The organism is Nocardioides deserti (genome assembly GCF_014266025.1).
GTDB lineage: Bacteria > Actinomycetota > Actinomycetes > Propionibacteriales > Nocardioidaceae > Nocardioides > Nocardioides deserti.
Map to the genome: position 1 here is coordinate 110,336 of NZ_JACMYC010000006.1, position 16,406 is coordinate 126,741.

General features: G+C 73.3%; 14 protein-coding genes and 1 riboswitch. Of the genes, 5 read left to right on the forward strand and 9 right to left on the reverse strand.

Annotated elements, in window-relative coordinates:
- Positions 1-22 precede the first annotated feature (22 nt).
- Positions 23-2,212: an NADP-dependent isocitrate dehydrogenase gene (locus tag H7344_RS12180; protein ID WP_186346299.1), complete on the reverse strand. Its 2,190-nt coding sequence runs from the start codon at positions 2,210-2,212 to the stop codon at positions 23-25.
- A 202-nt stretch (positions 2,213-2,414) separates the two neighbouring features.
- Here H7344_RS12180 and H7344_RS12185 point away from each other — a divergent pair, with 202 nt between their 5' ends.
- The gene (locus tag H7344_RS12185; RefSeq protein ID WP_186346300.1) at positions 2,415-3,389 is read left to right on the forward strand and encodes an MIP/aquaporin family protein; all 975 of its coding nucleotides are present in this window, start codon (positions 2,415-2,417) and stop codon (positions 3,387-3,389) included.
- 52 nt (positions 3,390-3,441) lie between these two features.
- Here the strand turns inward: H7344_RS12185 and H7344_RS12190 are convergent, their stop codons facing one another.
- Positions 3,442-3,966, reverse strand: a complete 525-nt coding sequence (locus tag H7344_RS12190; RefSeq protein WP_186346301.1) for a hypothetical protein — start codon at positions 3,964-3,966, stop codon at positions 3,442-3,444.
- Positions 3,967-4,085: 119 nt separating this feature from the next.
- Between H7344_RS12190 and H7344_RS12195 the strand changes: the two genes are divergently transcribed.
- Positions 4,086-5,072: a malate dehydrogenase gene (locus tag H7344_RS12195; protein WP_186346302.1), complete on the forward strand. Its 987-nt coding sequence runs from the start codon at positions 4,086-4,088 to the stop codon at positions 5,070-5,072.
- A 152-nt stretch (positions 5,073-5,224) separates the two neighbouring features.
- On the opposite strand, the gene H7344_RS21205 is transcribed toward H7344_RS12195, so the two are convergent.
- The 5 genes from H7344_RS21205 to H7344_RS12220 form a co-directional block, all read right to left on the reverse strand.
- A complete protein-coding gene (locus tag H7344_RS21205; protein ID WP_186346303.1) occupies positions 5,225-5,641 on the reverse strand; it encodes a DUF3017 domain-containing protein in 417 nt (138 codons plus the stop codon).
- A 5-nt stretch (positions 5,642-5,646) separates the two neighbouring features.
- Positions 5,647-6,510: a bifunctional methylenetetrahydrofolate dehydrogenase/methenyltetrahydrofolate cyclohydrolase gene (locus tag H7344_RS12205; RefSeq protein ID WP_186346304.1), complete on the reverse strand. Its 864-nt coding sequence runs from the start codon at positions 6,508-6,510 to the stop codon at positions 5,647-5,649.
- A 27-nt stretch (positions 6,511-6,537) separates the two neighbouring features.
- Positions 6,538-8,121, reverse strand: coding sequence for a bifunctional phosphoribosylaminoimidazolecarboxamide formyltransferase/IMP cyclohydrolase (purH, locus tag H7344_RS12210; RefSeq protein ID WP_186346305.1), 1,584 nt, complete (start codon positions 8,119-8,121; stop codon positions 6,538-6,540).
- Positions 8,122-8,143: 22 nt separating this feature from the next.
- Positions 8,144-8,220, reverse strand: a riboswitch (ZMP/ZTP riboswitch).
- Between the two features lie 12 nt (positions 8,221-8,232).
- Positions 8,233-8,853 carry a phosphoribosylglycinamide formyltransferase gene (purN, locus tag H7344_RS12215; protein WP_186346306.1) on the reverse strand — a complete coding sequence of 207 codons (621 nt, stop codon included), beginning with the start codon at positions 8,851-8,853 and terminating at the stop codon, positions 8,233-8,235.
- Between the two features lie 147 nt (positions 8,854-9,000).
- Entirely contained in the window at positions 9,001-10,248 is a 1,248-nt protein-coding gene (locus tag H7344_RS12220) for a cell division protein PerM (RefSeq protein WP_186346307.1), read from the reverse strand.
- Between the two features lie 72 nt (positions 10,249-10,320).
- On the opposite strand from H7344_RS12220, the gene H7344_RS12225 reads away from it, so the two are divergent.
- From H7344_RS12225 to H7344_RS12235, 3 genes are all read left to right on the forward strand, one after another.
- Entirely contained in the window at positions 10,321-12,231 is a 1,911-nt protein-coding gene (locus H7344_RS12225; RefSeq protein ID WP_186346308.1) for a SigE family RNA polymerase sigma factor, read from the forward strand.
- Between the two features lie 125 nt (positions 12,232-12,356).
- Positions 12,357-12,863 carry an RNA polymerase sigma factor gene (locus tag H7344_RS12230; protein ID WP_186346309.1) on the forward strand — a complete coding sequence of 169 codons (507 nt, stop codon included), beginning with the start codon at positions 12,357-12,359 and terminating at the stop codon, positions 12,861-12,863.
- Positions 12,856-14,244, forward strand: a complete 1,389-nt coding sequence (locus H7344_RS12235) for a hypothetical protein (RefSeq protein WP_186346310.1) — start codon at positions 12,856-12,858, stop codon at positions 14,242-14,244. The genes H7344_RS12230 and H7344_RS12235 overlap by 8 nt, the downstream gene beginning before the upstream one ends.
- An 86-nt stretch (positions 14,245-14,330) precedes the next feature.
- On the opposite strand, the gene sucD is transcribed toward H7344_RS12235, so the two are convergent.
- Both sucD and sucC read right to left on the reverse strand, forming a co-directional pair.
- A complete protein-coding gene (gene sucD / locus H7344_RS12240; protein ID WP_186346311.1) occupies positions 14,331-15,212 on the reverse strand; it encodes a succinate--CoA ligase subunit alpha in 882 nt (293 codons plus the stop codon).
- 18 nt (positions 15,213-15,230) lie between these two features.
- Positions 15,231-16,397, reverse strand: a complete 1,167-nt coding sequence (gene sucC, locus H7344_RS12245; protein WP_186346312.1) for an ADP-forming succinate--CoA ligase subunit beta — start codon at positions 16,395-16,397, stop codon at positions 15,231-15,233.
- Positions 16,398-16,406 lie beyond the last annotated feature (9 nt).

The following is a 16,406-nucleotide window of genomic DNA, read 5'->3' on the forward strand; positions in this document are numbered from 1 at the left end:
TGGGCCGCGGGGTGCCGAGGGATCAGAGCGAGGCGAGCGCCTCGTTCAGCGTCGCCGACGGACGCATGACGGCCGAGGCCTTCTCGTCGTCCGGGCGGTAGTACCCACCGATGTCGGCCGGGGAGCCCTGGACGCCGTTCAGCTCGGCGACGATGGTCTCCTCCTCGGCGGCCAGCCGCTCGGCGAGCGGCTTGAAGGCGGCGGCCAGGTCGGCGTCCTCGGTCTGGTTCGCCAGCTCCTGGGCCCAGTAGAGCGCCAGGTAGAAGTGCGAGCCGCGGTTGTCGATGCCGCCGACGCGACGGGTCGGGGACTTGTCCTGCTCCAGGAACGTCCCGGTCGCGCGGTCGAGGGCGGCGGCGAGCACCTTGGCGCCCGGCGTGCCGGCCTGCTCGGCGTACAGCTCCAGCGACGGCACGAGGGCGAAGAACTCACCCAGGCTGTCCCAGCGCAGGTAGTTCTCCTTGACCAGCTGCTGCACGTGCTTCGGGGCCGAGCCGCCGGCGCCGGTCTCGAAGAGGCCGCCGCCGTTCATCAGCGGGACGACCGACAGCATCTTCGCCGAGGTGCCGAGCTCGAGGATCGGGAAGAGGTCGGTGTTGTAGTCGCGCAGCACGTTGCCGGTCACCGAGATGGTGTCCTCGCCGCGGCGGATGCGCTCGAGGGAGTACGCCGTGGCTTCGGCGGGCGCCATGATCTCGATGGTCAGGCCGTCGGTGTCGTGGTCCTTCAGGTACTCGTCGACCTTGGCGATGAGGTTCGCGTCGTGGGCGCGGGTCTCGTCGAGCCAGAACACCGCCGGGGTGCTGCTCGCGCGGGCCCGGGTGACGGCGAGCTTGACCCAGTCGCGGATCGGCTCGTCCTTGGTCTGGCAGGCGCGCCAGATGTCGCCCGGCTGCACGTCGTGCTTCATGAGCACGTCGCCGGCGCTGTTGACGACGCGGACGGTGCCGGCCGCGGGGATCTCGAAGGTCTTGTCGTGCGAGCCGTACTCCTCGGCCGCCTTGGCCATCAGGCCGACGTTCGGCACCGAGCCCATGGTGGCCGGGTCGAAGGCGCCGTTGGCGCGGCAGTCGTCGATCACGGTCTGGTAGACGCCGGCGTAGGAGGAGTCCGGGATCACCGCGAGGGTGTCGGCCTCCTCGCCGTCGGGGCCCCACATGTGGCCCGAGGTGCGGATCATCGCCGGCATCGAGGCGTCGATGATGACGTCGCTCGGCACGTGCAGGTTGGTGATGCCCTTGTCGGAGTCGACCATCGCGAGCGCCGGCCCGTCGGCCAGGCCCTGCTGGACGGCGGCCTTGATGGCCTCGCCCTCCGGCAGCGAGTCGACCGCGTTGAGCAGCGCCCCGAGGCCGTCGTTCGGCGAGATGCCCGCGGCGCGCAGCTGCTCGCCGTACTGCTCGAACAGCGTCGGCAGGAACGCCTGCACCACGTGGCCGAAGATGATCGGGTCGCTGACCTTCATCATCGTGGCCTTGAGGTGGGCGGAGAACAGCACGCCCTCGGCCTTGGCGCGGGCGACCTGCTCGGTGAGGAAGCGGCGCAGCGCGGCGACGTCCATGTAGGTGCCGTCGACGACCTCGCCGGCGAGGACCTTGATGCCGTCCTTGAGCACGGTGGTGGTGCCGTCGACTGCCTCGAGCTCGATGCGCAGGGTGTCGTCGGACTCGAGGACGACCGACTTCTCGTTGGAGCGGAAGTCGTGCTCGCCCATGGTCGCGACGTTGGTCTTGGAGTCGCTGCTCCACGCGCCCATGCGGTGGGGGTGGGCCTTGGCGTAGTTCTTGACCGAGGCCGGCGCGCGGCGGTCGGAGTTGCCCTCGCGCAGGACCGGGTTGACCGCGGAGCCCTTGACCTTGTCGTACTTGGCGCGGGCGTCCTTCTCGGCGTCGCTCTGCGGGTTCTCCGGGTAGTCCGGGATGTCGTGGCCCTGCTTCTGCAGCTCCTTGATCGCGGCCTTCAGCTGCGGGATGGAGGCGGAGATGTTGGGCAGCTTGATGATGTTGGCCTCGGGCGTCGTGGCCAGCTCACCGAGCTCGGCGAGCGCGTCGTCGACGAGGCCGAACTGGGCCAGGATGCGGCCCGAGAGCGAGATGTCGCGGGTCTCGACGTCCACGCCGGCCTTCGCGGCGTACGCCGAGACGATCGGCAGGAACGAGTACGTCGCGAGCAGCGGCGCCTCGTCCGTGTGCGTGTAGATGATCTTGGCCATGGAACGGCAGCTCCTGTAGCTGGACGGCTGGGGGCGGATCGCGGACGATCGAGGTCGTGCATGTTTCTTGACGTCAAGATACCTGACGGCCGCGCCGACGCCCAGCCTCGCACCCGGACGGTCGACGTGCCATGCCTGGACCACGTGCCGCTTCTGTGCCCGCCGGGGTTTGGGGGGTGTGCGCGACGGGGACCACCGAGGCATGAGCACCCCGCACACCGCCCTGCCCGGAACCGGGCAGCGGATCGCTGCCGAGGCCCTCGGCACCTTCCTCGTCGTCCTCGTCGCCGCCGGCACCCTCGTCCTCTCCGACGACGTCGTGGCCGCCGCCCTCGCCTACGGCCTCGCGCACGCAGCCGCGGTCGCCGCCCTCGGCCGGGTCTCGGCGCACCTCAACCCCGCCGCCACCGTCGGATCGGCCGTCGCCGGCCGCACCGCCTGGCGCGACGCGGGCATGCTCATCGGCACCCAGGTCGTCGCCGGCGTCCTCGCCGGGCTCGTGCTCTTCGCGCTGCTGCACGGCTACGAGGGCTTCGACGCCGAGGGCAACATGGGCCAGAACTCCTTCGCCGACCTCGGCAACGGGTACGCCGCGTGGGCGGCGCTGCTGCTCGAGGTGCTCGTGACCTTCCTCTTCGTGCTCGTGGTGCTCGCCGTCTTCGACGAGCGCCGCGAGGACCGCGACCTCGCCCCGCTGTGGACCGGTCTCGCGCTCGTCGCCCTCGCCCTGCTGGCCATCCGGTTCACCGGCGCCTCGCTCAACCCGGCCCGCTCCATCGGCCCCGCGCTCTTCGCCGGCGGCGACGCGATCCTCCAGCAGTGGGTGTTCATCCTCGGGCCGCTGCTCGGCGGCCTGCTCGCGGGTCTCGCGCACCCGTTCGTGCTGGGCCGCTCCGGCGCCCCCGTCCCCGGCTCGGGCCTGCGCCTGCCGGCCCGCAGGAGCGCCTCCGACACGGGCTCCGGCACGGGCTCGGGCTCCGCCGACGGCGCCGCGGCCACCACCCAGCAGTGGGACCAGGAGCGGCCGATCATCCAGGACGGCTGGCAGTGGGACCCGGTCGCGCAGGAGTGGAAGCCCGCCGACCCGCAGTGGACCACCCCGCAGGCCAACCCCACCCAGCAGAACCCCTGGCCCGACACCTCCGGCGGCGGCGACCAGGGGACCCAGATCCGCTGAGCCTCCCCCGCTGGTCGTCCCGCTGGTCGTCCCGCTGGGTCGAGCAGCGAGCTCAGTCGGCGCGGTCGACCGTCCGCCGCTCGACCACACCGGGGTCGAGCGGCGACGTCGTCTCCAGCTGGACGGAGTCGTCGTCGAAGTCCGTGACCGCGGTGACGTCCTCGACGACGCCGGGGACGTACGCCGTGCGCCAGGAGTCGCCGTACCGCGGCTCCGCCGGCATCGCCAGCCCCGCCTGCGCACCGTCCGCGCCGGCCTGCCACTCCCCCGCGGTGCCGAACCACCACACGTTGCCGCGCCGGTCCTGCGCGTAGTAGTCGTCGCCGACGACCGTGACCTCGACGCCGGCCACCTCCTCGGTGCCGCCGACCGCGGCCGTCCCGAGGTCGCCGAGGAACCACGGGTTGTCGATCTCCGCCACGAAGTCGTCGGCGTCCGGCGACGGCGTCGGCACGACCAGCTCGTCGACGCCGGTGGGCGGGCTGGTGGGCGAGGCGGTGCCGCACCCGCCGAGCAGGAGCGAGACGGCGAGCGACGCGGCGCACGCAGCCGCAGCGGTCGCCCCCGTCGTACGCACGGAGGCCAGCCTAGGCGGGCGCGGCCCGCCATCCGGCCGCGGTCCGCTCACCCGGCGTGGTCCACCTCACGTCCGCTGCTAGCGTCGGCAGCGTCCGCCGACCTCGACAAGGAGTCCTCGTGAGCTCTACCCCCCTCAAGGTGGCCGTGACCGGCGCCGCCGGCCAGATCGGCTACAGCCTGCTGTTCCGCCTCGCGAGCGGTGCGCTCGCGGCCGACCGCCCGATCGAGCTGCGGCTGCTGGAGATCACCCCGGCGCTCAAGGCGCTCGAGGGCGTCGTCATGGAGCTCGACGACTGCGCCTTCCCCGGCCTCGCCGGCGTCGAGATCGGCGACGACGCGGAGAAGATCTTCGACGGCGTCAACCTCGCCCTGCTCGTCGGCGCCCGTCCGCGCGGACCGGGCATGGAGCGCGGCGACCTGCTCGAGGCCAACGGCGCCATCTTCACCACGCAGGGCAAGGCGCTGAACAAGGTCGCCGCCGACGACGTGCGCATCGGGGTCACCGGCAACCCCGCCAACACCAACGCGCTGATCGCGATGAGCAACGCTCCCGACATCCCGCAGGAGCGGTTCTCCGCGCTCACCCGCCTCGACCACAACCGGGCGATCTCGCAGCTGGCGGCCAAGACCGGCGCGCCGGTCACCGACATCACGAAGATGACGATCTGGGGCAACCACTCGGCGACGCAGTACCCCGACCTCTTCCACGCCGAGGTCGGCGGCCGCAACGCCGCCGAGGTCGTCGGCGACCAGGCCTGGATCGAGAACGACTTCATCCCGACCGTCGCCAAGCGCGGCGCGGCGATCATCGACGCCCGCGGCTCGTCCTCGGCCGCCTCCGCCGCCTCGGCGACCATCGACGCGGCCCGCGACTGGCTCTTCGGCTCGGCCGAGGGCGACTGGGTCTCGATGGCCGTGCGCTCCGACGGCTCCTACGGCGTGCCCGAGGGGCTCATCTCCTCCTTCCCAGTCACCACCCGCGGCGGGGACTGGGAGATCGTCCAGGGCCTGGAGATCGACGACTTCTCCCGCGGCCGGATCGACGCCTCCACCGCCGAGCTGGCCGAGGAGCGCGACGCCGTCACCCAGCTCGGTCTGGTCTGACGCAGACCCGCCACACCCAGGGCCGCTACAACCGTGCAATTGCGCGGTTGTAGCGGCCCTGGGCGTCTGGAGCGCGCGCGATTCCGGCGCAATTGCGGGGAAGTCTGCCGAGCCGAGCCGAGCCGCGCCGGGCCGAGCCGACGCGGCCGGTCCTACAGGGGCTGGTCGGGGATGGTGGCGGAGAGGAAGAACAGGGCCGACCCGACGAGGACCAGGACGAGCACGTCGACGAGCCGGTGGCGTACGGCGAGCATGCCGGCGTCGCGCTGGCGCAGCACCAGCCGCACCAGGGCCGCCGCGAGGATCGCCCCGGCCACCACGCGGATCCCCAGCCGCCACTCCCCCGCGGCGACGACGCCGATCCCGACGGTCGTCGCCGCGAGGACGAGCAGGTAGAACGCGCCGCCGAGGGTCGAGGGGTACCGCCGCTCCTCGAGCAGCTCGATCTCCTCGGCCAGCTCGGCCGCGACCTCGTCCTCGGACGGGACGTGGCCGGGCTGCTCGTCGGGCTGCTCGTCGGGCTGGTCGTCGGGCTCGGGCTCGGGTCGAGGTGCGGCGGGGTCGGACACGACGTTCAGGCCGGGACCTTCGAGGCGGCGAGCTTGCGCTCGGCCATCGTCACGACGTTGACCAGCAGCATCGCGCGGGTCATCGGGCCGACGCCGCCGGGGTTCGGCGAGACCCAGCCGGCGGTCTCCCACACGTCGTCGGCCACGTCGCCGGCGATCTTGCCGTCGACCCGCGAGACGCCCACGTCGAGCACGGCCGCGCCGGGCTTGACCATGTCGCCGGTGATGATGCCGGGCACGCCGGCGGCCGCGACGACCACGTCGGCGTTGCGCGTGTGCGCCGCGAGGTCGCGGGTGCCGGTGTGGCACAGCGTCGCGGTGGCGTTCTCCGAGCGGCGGGTGAGCAGCAGCCCCATCGGCCGGCCGACCGTGAGCCCGCGGCCGACGACGACCACCTCGGCACCGCGCAGCTCGATGCCGTGGCGGCGGAGCAGCTCGATGCAGCCCAGCGGCGTGCACGGCAGCGAGCCGTCCTCGCCGAGCACGAGCCGGCCGAGGTTGACCGGGTGCAGGCCGTCGACGTCCTTGTCGGGGTCCACGCGCGAGAGCAGCGCGAACTCGTCGAGCCCGGTCGGCTGCTGCACGAGGAACCCGGTGCAGGCCGGGTCGGCGTTCAGCTCGTCGATCGCGGCCTCGACCTCGGCCTGGGTCGAGCTCGCGGGCAGGTCGACGCGGATCGACTCGATGCCGATCTCGGCGCAGTCCTTGTGCTTGGCGCCGACGTACCAGTGCGAGCCCGGGTCGTCGCCCACCAGCACCGTCCCGAGGCCGGGCACCACGCCCTGCTCGCGCAGCGCGGCCACGCGCTCGGTCAGCTCGGCCTTGATCGCCTTGAGGGTGCCGCTGCCGTCCAGCTTCTGTGCAGTCATCTCGGGGATCCTCTCAGGGACGAACGGTCAGTGCGCGAAGTGCCGGGTGCCGGTGAAGTACATCGTCACGCCGGCCGCCTTCGCCGCCTCGATGGTCAGCTCGTCGCGGACCGAGCCGCCCGGCTGGACGATGGCGGTGACGCCGGCGTCGATGAGGATCTGCGGACCGTCCTCGAACGGGAAGAACGCGTCGGACGCGGCGACCGAGCCGGCGGCCCGCTCCCCCGCCCGCGAGACGGCCAGCTTGCAGGAGTCGACGCGGTTGACCTGCCCCATGCCGACGCCGACCGAGGCGCGGTCCTTGGCGAGGAGGATCGCGTTGGACTTCGCCGAGCGGCACGCGCGCCACGCGAAGGCGAGGTCGGCGAGCACCTCGGCCGACGCGGCCTCGCCGGTCGCGAGCGTCCAGGTCGAGGGGTCGTCGCCCTCGGCGTCGACGTGGTCGACGTGCTGCATGAGCAGTCCGCCGCTGATCGGCCGGGTCTCCACGGCCGCGCCGGCGTCGACCGGGCAGACGAGGATGCGGATGTTCTTCTTGCCCTGGAGCACCTCGACGGCGCCCTCGTCGTACGCCGGCGCCACGATCACCTCGGTGAACACCTCGGCCACCTGCTGCGCCATCTCCACCGACACCGGCCGGTTGACGGCGATGACCCCACCGAAGGCCGAGGTCGGGTCGCAGGCGTGCGCCTTGCGGTGCGCCTCGGCGACGTCCGCGCCGACCGCGATGCCGCACGGGTTGGCGTGCTTGATGATGGCCACGGCGGGCTCGTCGAAGTCGTTGGCCGCGCGCCGGGCGGCGTCGGTGTCGACGTAGTTGTTGTACGACATCTCCTTGCCGTGCAGCTGCTCGGCGGCCGCGAGCCCGCCGGTGCCGTGGCCGGAGGTGTAGAGCGCGGCCGGCTGGTGCGGGTTCTCGCCGTACCGCAGCGTCGCCTTCTTCTCCCACGTCGCGCCGGCCCACGCCGGGAAGCCGGTGCCCTCGGAGGAGTCGGTCAGGACGTTGCCCATCCAGGACGCGACGGCCACGTCGTACGCCGCGGTGTGCGCGAACGCCTCAGCCGCGAGCGCCCGGCGCTGGTCGAGCGAGAACCCGCCCGCGCCGACGGCGGCCAGCACGTCGTCGTACCGCGCGGGGCTGGTGACGACGGCGACCGAGGGGTGGTTCTTGGCCGCGGCGCGGACCATCGAGGGGCCGCCGATGTCGATCTGCTCGACGCAATCGTCGGGCGTGGCACCCGAGGCGACGGTCTCGGTGAACGGGTAGAGGTTGCACACGACCAGGTCGAACGGCTCGACCTCGAGGTCGGCGAGCTGCTGCACGTGCGCGTCGAGGCGGCGGTCGGCGAGGATGCCGGCGTGCACGCGCGGGTGCAGCGTCTTCACCCGGCCGTCGAGGCACTCGGGGAAGCCGGTCAGCTCCTCGACCCGGGTGACGGGGAGGCCGAGCTCCTCGATGCGCCGCGCTGAGCCGCCGGTCGAGACGAGCACGACGCCCGCCTCGTGGAGGCCGCGGACGAGGTCGTCGAGACCGGTCTTGTCGTAGACGGAGACGAGGGCCCGCTTGACCGGGACCTGGTCGAGGGCGTGGTCGGCGGTGTGGTCAGCCATGGGTGCACTCCTGCTCGCGCGGAGGGAGCACCCAGGCGGACGATGCTCCCGACGTCACTCCCCGGTGGTCACCCACCTGCGCCAGTCGTGTGCGGCCCAGCATAGAGGCGCTCAGCCGCCGAGGCGCACCCGCCGACCGTCGACGACGAATCCCTCGCGCGCCATCCGGCCGACCGTGTCGACCAGCATCACCCGCTCGGCGGCCTTGATCCGCTCGTGCAGCGAGTCGACGTCGTCGTCGTCCTCCACCGGCACCGCCACCTGCGCCACGATCGCGCCGGTGTCGACGCCCGCGTCGACGACGAAGAGCGTCGCCCCGGTGACCTTCACGCCGTACGCCAGCGCGTCGGCCGGCCCCTGCATGCCGGGGAACGACGGCGACAGCGCCGGGTGGGTGTTGACCGTGCGGCCGCCGAACCGGGCGAGGAAGTCCTCGCCGACCAGCTTCATGAAGCCGGCCAGCACGACCAGGTCCGGCTCGAACGCGGCCACCCGGTCCGCGAGCGCGCGGTCCCAGTGGTCGCGGCTGGTGAACTGGCCGACCTTCGTCACGAACGTCGGCACGCCGGCCCGGTCCGCCCGCGCCAGCCCCTCGATCCCGTCCCGGTCGGCGCCGACCGCAACCACCGAGGCGCCGTACGTCGGGTCCGCGCACGCGTCCAGCAGCGCCTGCAGGTTGGTCCCTGAGCCGGACACCAGGACGACGAGGCGGGAGGGGCTGCGGTCGGGCACGGCCCGGAGCCTAGACGGTCGACCGGCGGGCGGTGCGGGGGCGGCGGCGGCCGGACATGTAACGGATGGTTCGCTGCTCTATCTGCACGTTGCAGCGTGCCGACAGAGCAGCGGACGGTCCGTTACAAGCGCCGCTGGTCCGCCCGCTCAGTCGGCGACGGCCGAGCGCCGCTGCCACCAGGTGGTGGCGAGGGCGCCGACGAGCCCGCCGACGCCGAAGGCGGTGATGGCGTGGAGGGCGACGTCGAGCTCGAACGGTCCGACGTCGCGCATCCGGCCGGGACCGACCGCGCCCCCGGCGAGACCGGCGAGCAGGCCGAAGGCGATACCGGCGAGCACGCCGGCGGCGAGCCCGCGGGCGACGGCCTCGCCCCACCCGTCGGCCGGGACGAGCCGGTGGTGGCGGGCCACGGCGACGGCGGCGACGAGGGCCGGCAGCACCGCGAGGTACGCCGTCCAGGCCGGCGGTGGGCCGGCATCAGGCAGCGCGGCGAGGAGCGGGAACATCGGCAGCGGGCCGAGCACCACCGCCGTCGGCGAGACGAGGGTGCCGGCGCCGACCGTGAAGCCGGGGCCGAGCAGGTAGGAGCCGGAGAACGCGACGGCGTTCGGCACCACGAGCAGCGAGACCAGGACGAGCAGCGTGGCGGCGCCGGCGTCGGTGTGCAGCTGGGAGAGGACGTTCGCGGCGGTGCCGAGGTCGAGCACGAGCGCGACGAGGAACGCGGCGGCGGCGACCGCCAGCCAGCCGAGCAGCACCAGCCGGCAGGCGGGCAGCGCCAGCCGCAGGACGGGCGGGACGACCGCGGCCCAGATCGCCGCGCGGCCCGAGCCGACCGCGACCGCCGGGGCGCCGAGCCCGAGGCAGAGCAGCAGCGACCAGCCGACGACCCGCCCGGTGGCGACGCCGGAGCCGGTGTCGGTGGCGAGCACGCAGGTCACGACCGCCACGACGACGTACCCCGCGGCGAGCAGCCCGGCTGCGACCGGCACCGTCCAGTCGCGCTCGCCGTCGGCGATCCGGTCGGCGTCCGGGCCGTGGCCGGAGACCGAGTCCCCGACCCGCAGGCCGAGCCGCCAGACGGTCCAGGCGCTGACCAGCGTGAGGCCGAGCGGCACCGCCGTCACCGGGACGCCCTCGACGCGGATGCCCGACCCGTGGCCCAGCAGCCAGGCCCACGCGCCGACGCGGAGGCCGTCGCCGGAGGAGCCGTGGGCGCCGGCGTCGGTGAGGAACCAACCGACCACCCCCAGCGCCAGGCACACCAGCAGCGGACCGAGCGCGGCCGCCGCACCACCGAGCGTCGCGACCAGCACGAGCGGTCGACGGTGGGCCAGGTCGTGGCCGACCGAGGTCGACGAACGGGCCGTCGACGGGGGCAGCAGGGAGGTCATGGCTCCCCGATCATCACCCGCCCGACCGGTGTGGCCGTGCTGCCACGCCGCGCGGGTACGGTGGTCGGCGCCATGCCGCCGTCCGCCGACCCCGCCGATCCCGCGGGTCCCGTCGACCCGGTGGGTCCCCGGGGGCCCGCCGATCCCGCGGACGCGTTCGACGAGCTCTACAAGAGCACCCGCGACCGGCTGCTGCTGCAGACCTGGGCGCTGACCGGCGACCTGGCGGCGGCGCGGAGCGCGGTCAAGCACGCGTACGTCGTCGCCTGGCACCACTGGCGCAAGGTCTCGCGCCGCGAGGACCCGGAGGCGTGGCTGCGGCCGCACGCGTGGGCCTACGCGCAGCGCCGCCACACCGCCCGGCTCGGTCATCGCGACAAGGACCTCGACCCCGACGTCCAGGCCACCTTCGACGCCCTCGCCGCGCTCCCCGCCGGGCAGCGCCGGGTGCTGCTGCTCGCCCTGCTCACCCAGGTGCCGTCCGACGAGCTGGCGCGCGAGGTCGGCCTGACCCGCGAGGAGGCCGAGCGCGAGCTGCGCACCGCCGGCGCGGCCTTCACCGAGCTGCGCGCCGTGCCGAGCGGTGAGGTCGCCGCGCTGCTCGAGCCGCTGTCCGCGGCGGTCGCCGACGTGCGGTGGCCGCGCCCCACGATCCTGCGCCGGTCCGGCTCCGGCCGGCGCCGCGCCCACACCGCCGCCGGCGTGCTGGCCACCGTCGCCGCGCTCGTGGTCAGCGGCGTCGTGGTCAGCGACGACGGCGTCCGCACCTCGCTCGACCGGGCGGCGACCGGTCAGCGCGGCGAGACGCCGGCCGGGCGTGGTGTCGCGGCGCAGCCGCCGCTGGTCGCTGACGCGCTGCTGAGCGCCGAGCAGGTGCGGTCGCGCGTCCAGGGCACCGGCTGGACCGAGCGACGCACCGACGGCAACACCGAGGGCGACGGGACGGTGCTGCCCTGCCAGGCCGACCGGTACGCCGATCCCCGCGGCACGGCCGCCCTCCTCCGCACCTTCGCCGCCGCCGACCCCGGCGACGGCCCGCGCCGCAACGCCTGGCAGCTCGCCGAGGCGTCGCGCAACGAGCGCGCGGCCAAGCGCACCTTCCGCCGCAGCCTGCAGTGGTACGCCGCGTGCTCCGAGCCCCGCGTGCAGCTGCTGTCCACCCGCACCGTCGGCGCGGTCGGCGACCAGGCGATGCTGCTCGCGCTGCGGTCGTGGTCGCGGCCGGTCCGCACGACCGTCGTCGGCGTGGCCCGCACCGGCCTGCTGACGACGACGACCGTGCTGCGGGTCGGCAACGACGCGCGGCCCGACGTCGCGGGCGGCACCGACCTGCTCGCCGACGCCGTGCGCGGGCTGTGCTCGCTGCCCGACGGTGGGTCGTGCGTCGGGAAGCCGGAGCCGCAGCTGGCCCCGCCCGTGCCGGTCGGCGAGGTGCCGAGCCTGCTCTCCGAGATCGACCTGCCGCCGGTCGAGCGCGTGGCCGCTCCGTGGACGGGCAGCCCGACCGTGCGCGCGGACACCAACCCCGCCGCCACGCCCTGCGACCGCACCACCTTCACCGGCGGCGGGATCAGCAACAACGTCACCCGCACGTTCGTCGTGCTCGACGCGGGCCTGCCCACCGAGTTCGGGCTGAGCGAGACCGCGGGCTCGTTGGGCCGGCGGAAGGCCAACGCCTTCGTCGACGGCGTCCGCCGCCGGATCGCCCGCTGCGCCGAGGACGACCTCACGACCGAGGTGCGCCGGCTGACGACCAGCGACACCCGGCGGGAGGCGCTCACGGTCTGGGTGGTCACCACCGAGCTGTCCGACGAGACGACCGTCCGCTACCACATGGCCGTCCTGCGGGCCGGCACGGCGGTCGGCCAGGTCGGCTTCGTGCCCGGCGGACGGCGCACGATCACCGACGAGGCGTTCGTCGGCGTCGCCCGCCGCGCGCTCGAGCGCCTGCACGAGCACCCCGCCCCGAAGAAGGCGCCCTAGACCGGCTCCCCCGGCTCCCGAACTTCTTCGTCCAGCCGTGCAACCGTGAGGCCCACCGGGGCGTATCCCTCCTGACCGGCCACCGAGCGCCGGCCGGAGCAGCACAGCGAGACGGGAACGAGTCGATGGACGAACGCGAGTTCGACGACTTCTACACCGCGTCGTTCCAGAAGATCACCGGTCAGGTGTACGCGATGATCGGCGATCGGGACGAGGCGCAGGAGTGCGTCCAGGAGGCCTTCGTGCGGGCGTGGGCGCACCGCCGCAAGCTCGAGCGGGCCGAGCACCCCGAGGCGTGGGTGCGCACGACGGCGTACCGCCTCGCGGTCAGCCGCTGGCGACGTACGACGCGGAGCCGGCGGCCCGCCGACCGCGCGCTCGGCGCCCGCACCGAGACCGCCGCGCCCAGCGAGGCGCACGTCGCGCTGGTGGCCGCGCTCAAGCAGCTTCCCGAGGCGCAGCGGCAGGCGCTCGTGCTCCACCACATCGCGGACCTCCCGGTCCACGCGGTGGCGCAGGAGACCGGCGTGCCCGAGGGCACCGTCAAGGCCCGGCTCAGTCGCGGCCGCGCCGCGCTCGCCGCCCTGCTCTCCGACGACACCGGCTACGAGAAGGGTGCGAGCCGTGCGTGACCCGATCGAGGACCTCCAGCACTTCCGCTCCGAAGGGGCCACCGTGAACCCGCTGCCCGCCTCCGAGGTACGCCGCCGCGGCGACCGGATGCGGCGTCGCAACACCGCTCTCGCGACCGTCGGCGGGGTCGCCGCCGCGCTCGCCGCCGTCGCCGTCCCGCTCAGCGTCGTCTCCGGCGCCGGTGACGACGGCCGCGACGTCAGCCCCGCCCCGCCCGCGCCGTCGGTCTCCTGGCTGCAGGAGGTGCCGGAGGACTTCCCGCTCGACGAAGGCCTGACCGGCGAGGTCCGCTCCCGCTCGGGCGCTCGACCGCTCGAGCAGTGCGCTCCTGACACGTGGGCGCTCGGCTCCGCCGTCGCCCGGGCGGATGTCTCCGTCGGGGACGGCGTCGAGGGTTTCGCGGGTCGGACGCTCGCCGTCTACGCCGACGCCGACGCCGCCGGTGCCGCGCTCGATCGGGTCGAGGCGGCCGTCTCCGCCTGCGCCGAGGAGCTCTCCGGGCCGCTGCGCTACAGCGTCGGACCCGAGGACACCGGCGGCACGGAGGCCGAGGCGCTGCTCGTCGTGGAGCAGGCCGAGCTCGAGGAGCGCTCGTTCTCCGACCTGACCTTCACCCGGCTGTCCCGCGATGGAAACGCCGTGCTCATCGACCAGGCCTTCACCAGCGCCGGTGGAGCCCCGGCCCTCAACCAGGTCTCCCGCAACCTGCTCGAACGGTCGGCTGTGACCCGCTCCGCTCTCTGCGTCTTCGACGCCCAGCCGTGCGACCTGGACACCGTCCTGGGCGAGGAGCCCGGCTCGCCGGCCGCCCACGTCGTGCCCGACGGCTTCCCGCTGCTCTCCGGGTGGCCGACGGACTCCGAGGGCGGGAAGTTCGGCCTCGCCGGGCCGACCCGCACCGGGCTCGACGTCATGGAGCCGGAGGCGTGCGGCGCGGTCGCCGAGGTGCCCGAGCACACCGACCTGGTGCGCGCGGCCTTCACCAACCCCGAGGACTACCGGCAGCGCCAGCTGCTCACCTTCGCGACCGAGGACGAGGCGGACGCCTACGTCGACGACGTGCTGGCGATCTTCGACGACTGCATCGACCTCGTCGTCGAGGACGGCTCGCGACGGCTCACCCAGGTCATCAACGACGTCTCGGACACCGGCGACCGCGCCGGCGGAGCGATCACCCGCTACGAGCGCGACGGGGAGCCGGTCCCCGGGATGAGCACCCTGTTCGTCGTGCGGGTCGGCAGCGCGGTGCTGCTGGCCGAGAACCAGAGCGAGGGCAGCGGCGGCCTCGACCCGGCCGCGGCCACCCAGGAGGCGTTCACCGCGATCGTGGCCGAGTCCCGCGGCGTCGTGGCCGCGATGGGCGACCTCCGCGCCGACTGAGCCGCCCGCACGCACCCGGCGTACGAACGCACGAACGGCCCCCGGCGGGATCGCCGGGGGCCGTTCTGCGTGCTAGGAGCAGGTGCTCAGAGCGCCTGGAGGATCTCCCGCATGAGGGCCGCGGTCTCGGACGGCGTCTTGCCGACCTTGACGCCGACGGCCTCGAGGGCCTCCTTCTTCGCCTGCGCGGTGCCGGAGGAGCCCGACACGATCGCACCGGCGTGGCCCATCGTCTTGCCCTCGGGGGCGGTGAAGCCCGCGACGTAGCCGACGACCGGCTTGGTGACGTTGTCCTTGATGTACGCCGCCGCGCGCTCCTCGGCGTCGCCGCCGATCTCGCCGATCATCACGATCGCCTTGGTCTCCGGGTCGTTCTCGAAGGCCTCGAGGGCGTCGATGTGCGTGGTGCCGATGATCGGGTCACCACCGATGCCGATGGCGGTCGAGAAGCCGAAGTCACGCAGCTCGTACATCATCTGGTAGGTCAGCGTGCCCGACTTCGACACCAGGCCGACCGGGCCCTTGCCCGCGATGGTGTGCGGGGTGATGCCGGCCAGCGACTCCTCCGGCGAGATGATGCCGGGGCAGTTCGGGCCGATCATCCGGGTCTTCTTGCCCTGGAGGTAGGCGAAGACCTCGGCGCTGTCCTGGACCGGGACGCCCTCGGTGATGACCACCAGGAGCGGGATCTCGGCGTCGATGGCCTCGATGCAGGCGTCCTTGGTGAAGGCCGGCGGCACGAAGGCGACCGACACGTCGGCGCCGGTGGCCTCCATGGCCTCCTTCACGGTGCCGAAGACCGGCAGCTCCTTGCCGTTGAGCTCGACGGTGGTGCCGGCCTTGCGGGCGTTGACACCGCCGACGATGTTCGAGTCGGCCTGGAGCATCAGGTTGGTGTGCTTGGAGCCCATCCCGCCCGTGATGCCCTGGACGATGATCTTGGAGTCCTTGTTGAGGTAGATCGTCATTTCTAAGGTCTCCTTGTCTCAGGCGTTCGCCAGCTCGGCGGCCTTGTCGGCCGCACCGTCCATCGTGTCCACCTGCGTCACCAACGGGTGGTCGAGCTCGTCGAGGATCCGACGGCCCTCCTCCACGTTGTTGCCGTCCAGGCGCACGACGAGCGGCTTGGTGGCGTTGTCGCCGAGGATCTCCAGCGCACCCTTGATGCCGTTGGCGACCTCGTCGCAGGCGGTGATGCCGCCGAAGACGTTGACGAAGACGCTCTTGACCTGCGGGTCGTTGAGGATCACGTCGAGGCCGTTGGCCATCACGGTGGCGTTGGCGCCGCCGCCGATGTCGAGGAAGTTCGCCGGCTTCACGCCGCCGTGCGCCTCACCGGCGTACGCCACGACGTCGAGGGTCGACATGACCAGGCCCGCGCCGTTGCCGATGATGCCCACGGCACCGTCGAGCTTGACGTAGTTGAGGCCGAGGTCCTTGGCCTTCGCCTCGAGCGGGTCGGCCTCCTCGCGGATCTCGAACTGCGCGTGGTCGGGGTGACGGAACTCCGAGGCGTTGTCGTCGAGCGACACCTTGCCGTCGAGGGCCTCCAGCTTGTCGCCCTCCAAGCGCGCCAGCGGGTTGACCTCGACGAGGGTCGCGTCCTCCTCGACGTAGACCTTCCACAGCGCCTGGACCATCTCGATGGCCTGGTCGCGCAGCTCGGCAGGGAACTTGGCCTCGTCGACGATCGCGGCGGCCTTCTCCGGGGTGACGCCCTCGAGCGCGTCGATCGGGATCTGGCGGACGGCCTCGGGGTTGGTCTTGGCGACCTCCTCGATCTCGACGCCACCCTCGACCGAGGCGATGCACAGGTGCGAGCGGTTCGAGCGGTCGAGCAGGAAGGAGAAGTAGTACTCCTCCACCGGCGGCGTGGCGGGGGTGACCAGCACACGGTTGACCGTCAGGCCCTTGATCTCCATGCCCAGGATGTTCGACGCGTGCTCGAAGGCCTCGTCGGCGGTCTTGGCGAGCTTCACGCCGCCCGCCTTGCCGCGGCCGCCGGCCTTGACCTGCGCCTTGATGACGGTGACGCCACCGATCTCCGCGGCGGCGGCCTTGGCGTCCTCGGCGGTCTCCACGACCTTCCCAAGGGTGGTCGCCACACCGTGCTTGGCGAAGAGCTCCTTCGCCTGGTACTCCATCAGGTCCACGAAATTCCA

Coding starts and splice junctions, on each gene's coding strand:
- H7344_RS12180 (WP_186346299.1), bottom strand. CDS start 2,212: ATGGCCAAGATCATCTACACGCACACGGACGAGGCGCCGCTGCTCGCG.
- H7344_RS12185 (WP_186346300.1), top strand. CDS start 2,415: ATGAGCACCCCGCACACCGCCCTGCCCGGAACCGGGCAGCGGATCGCT.
- H7344_RS12205 (WP_186346304.1), bottom strand. CDS start 6,510: ATGACTGCACAGAAGCTGGACGGCAGCGGCACCCTCAAGGCGATCAAG.
- purH (WP_186346305.1), bottom strand. CDS start 8,121: ATGGCTGACCACACCGCCGACCACGCCCTCGACCAGGTCCCGGTCAAG.
- H7344_RS12220 (WP_186346307.1), bottom strand. CDS start 10,248: ATGACCTCCCTGCTGCCCCCGTCGACGGCCCGTTCGTCGACCTCGGTC.
- H7344_RS12225 (WP_186346308.1), top strand. CDS start 10,321: ATGCCGCCGTCCGCCGACCCCGCCGATCCCGCGGGTCCCGTCGACCCG.
- H7344_RS12230 (WP_186346309.1), top strand. CDS start 12,357: ATGGACGAACGCGAGTTCGACGACTTCTACACCGCGTCGTTCCAGAAG.
- sucD (WP_186346311.1), bottom strand. CDS start 15,212: ATGACGATCTACCTCAACAAGGACTCCAAGATCATCGTCCAGGGCATC.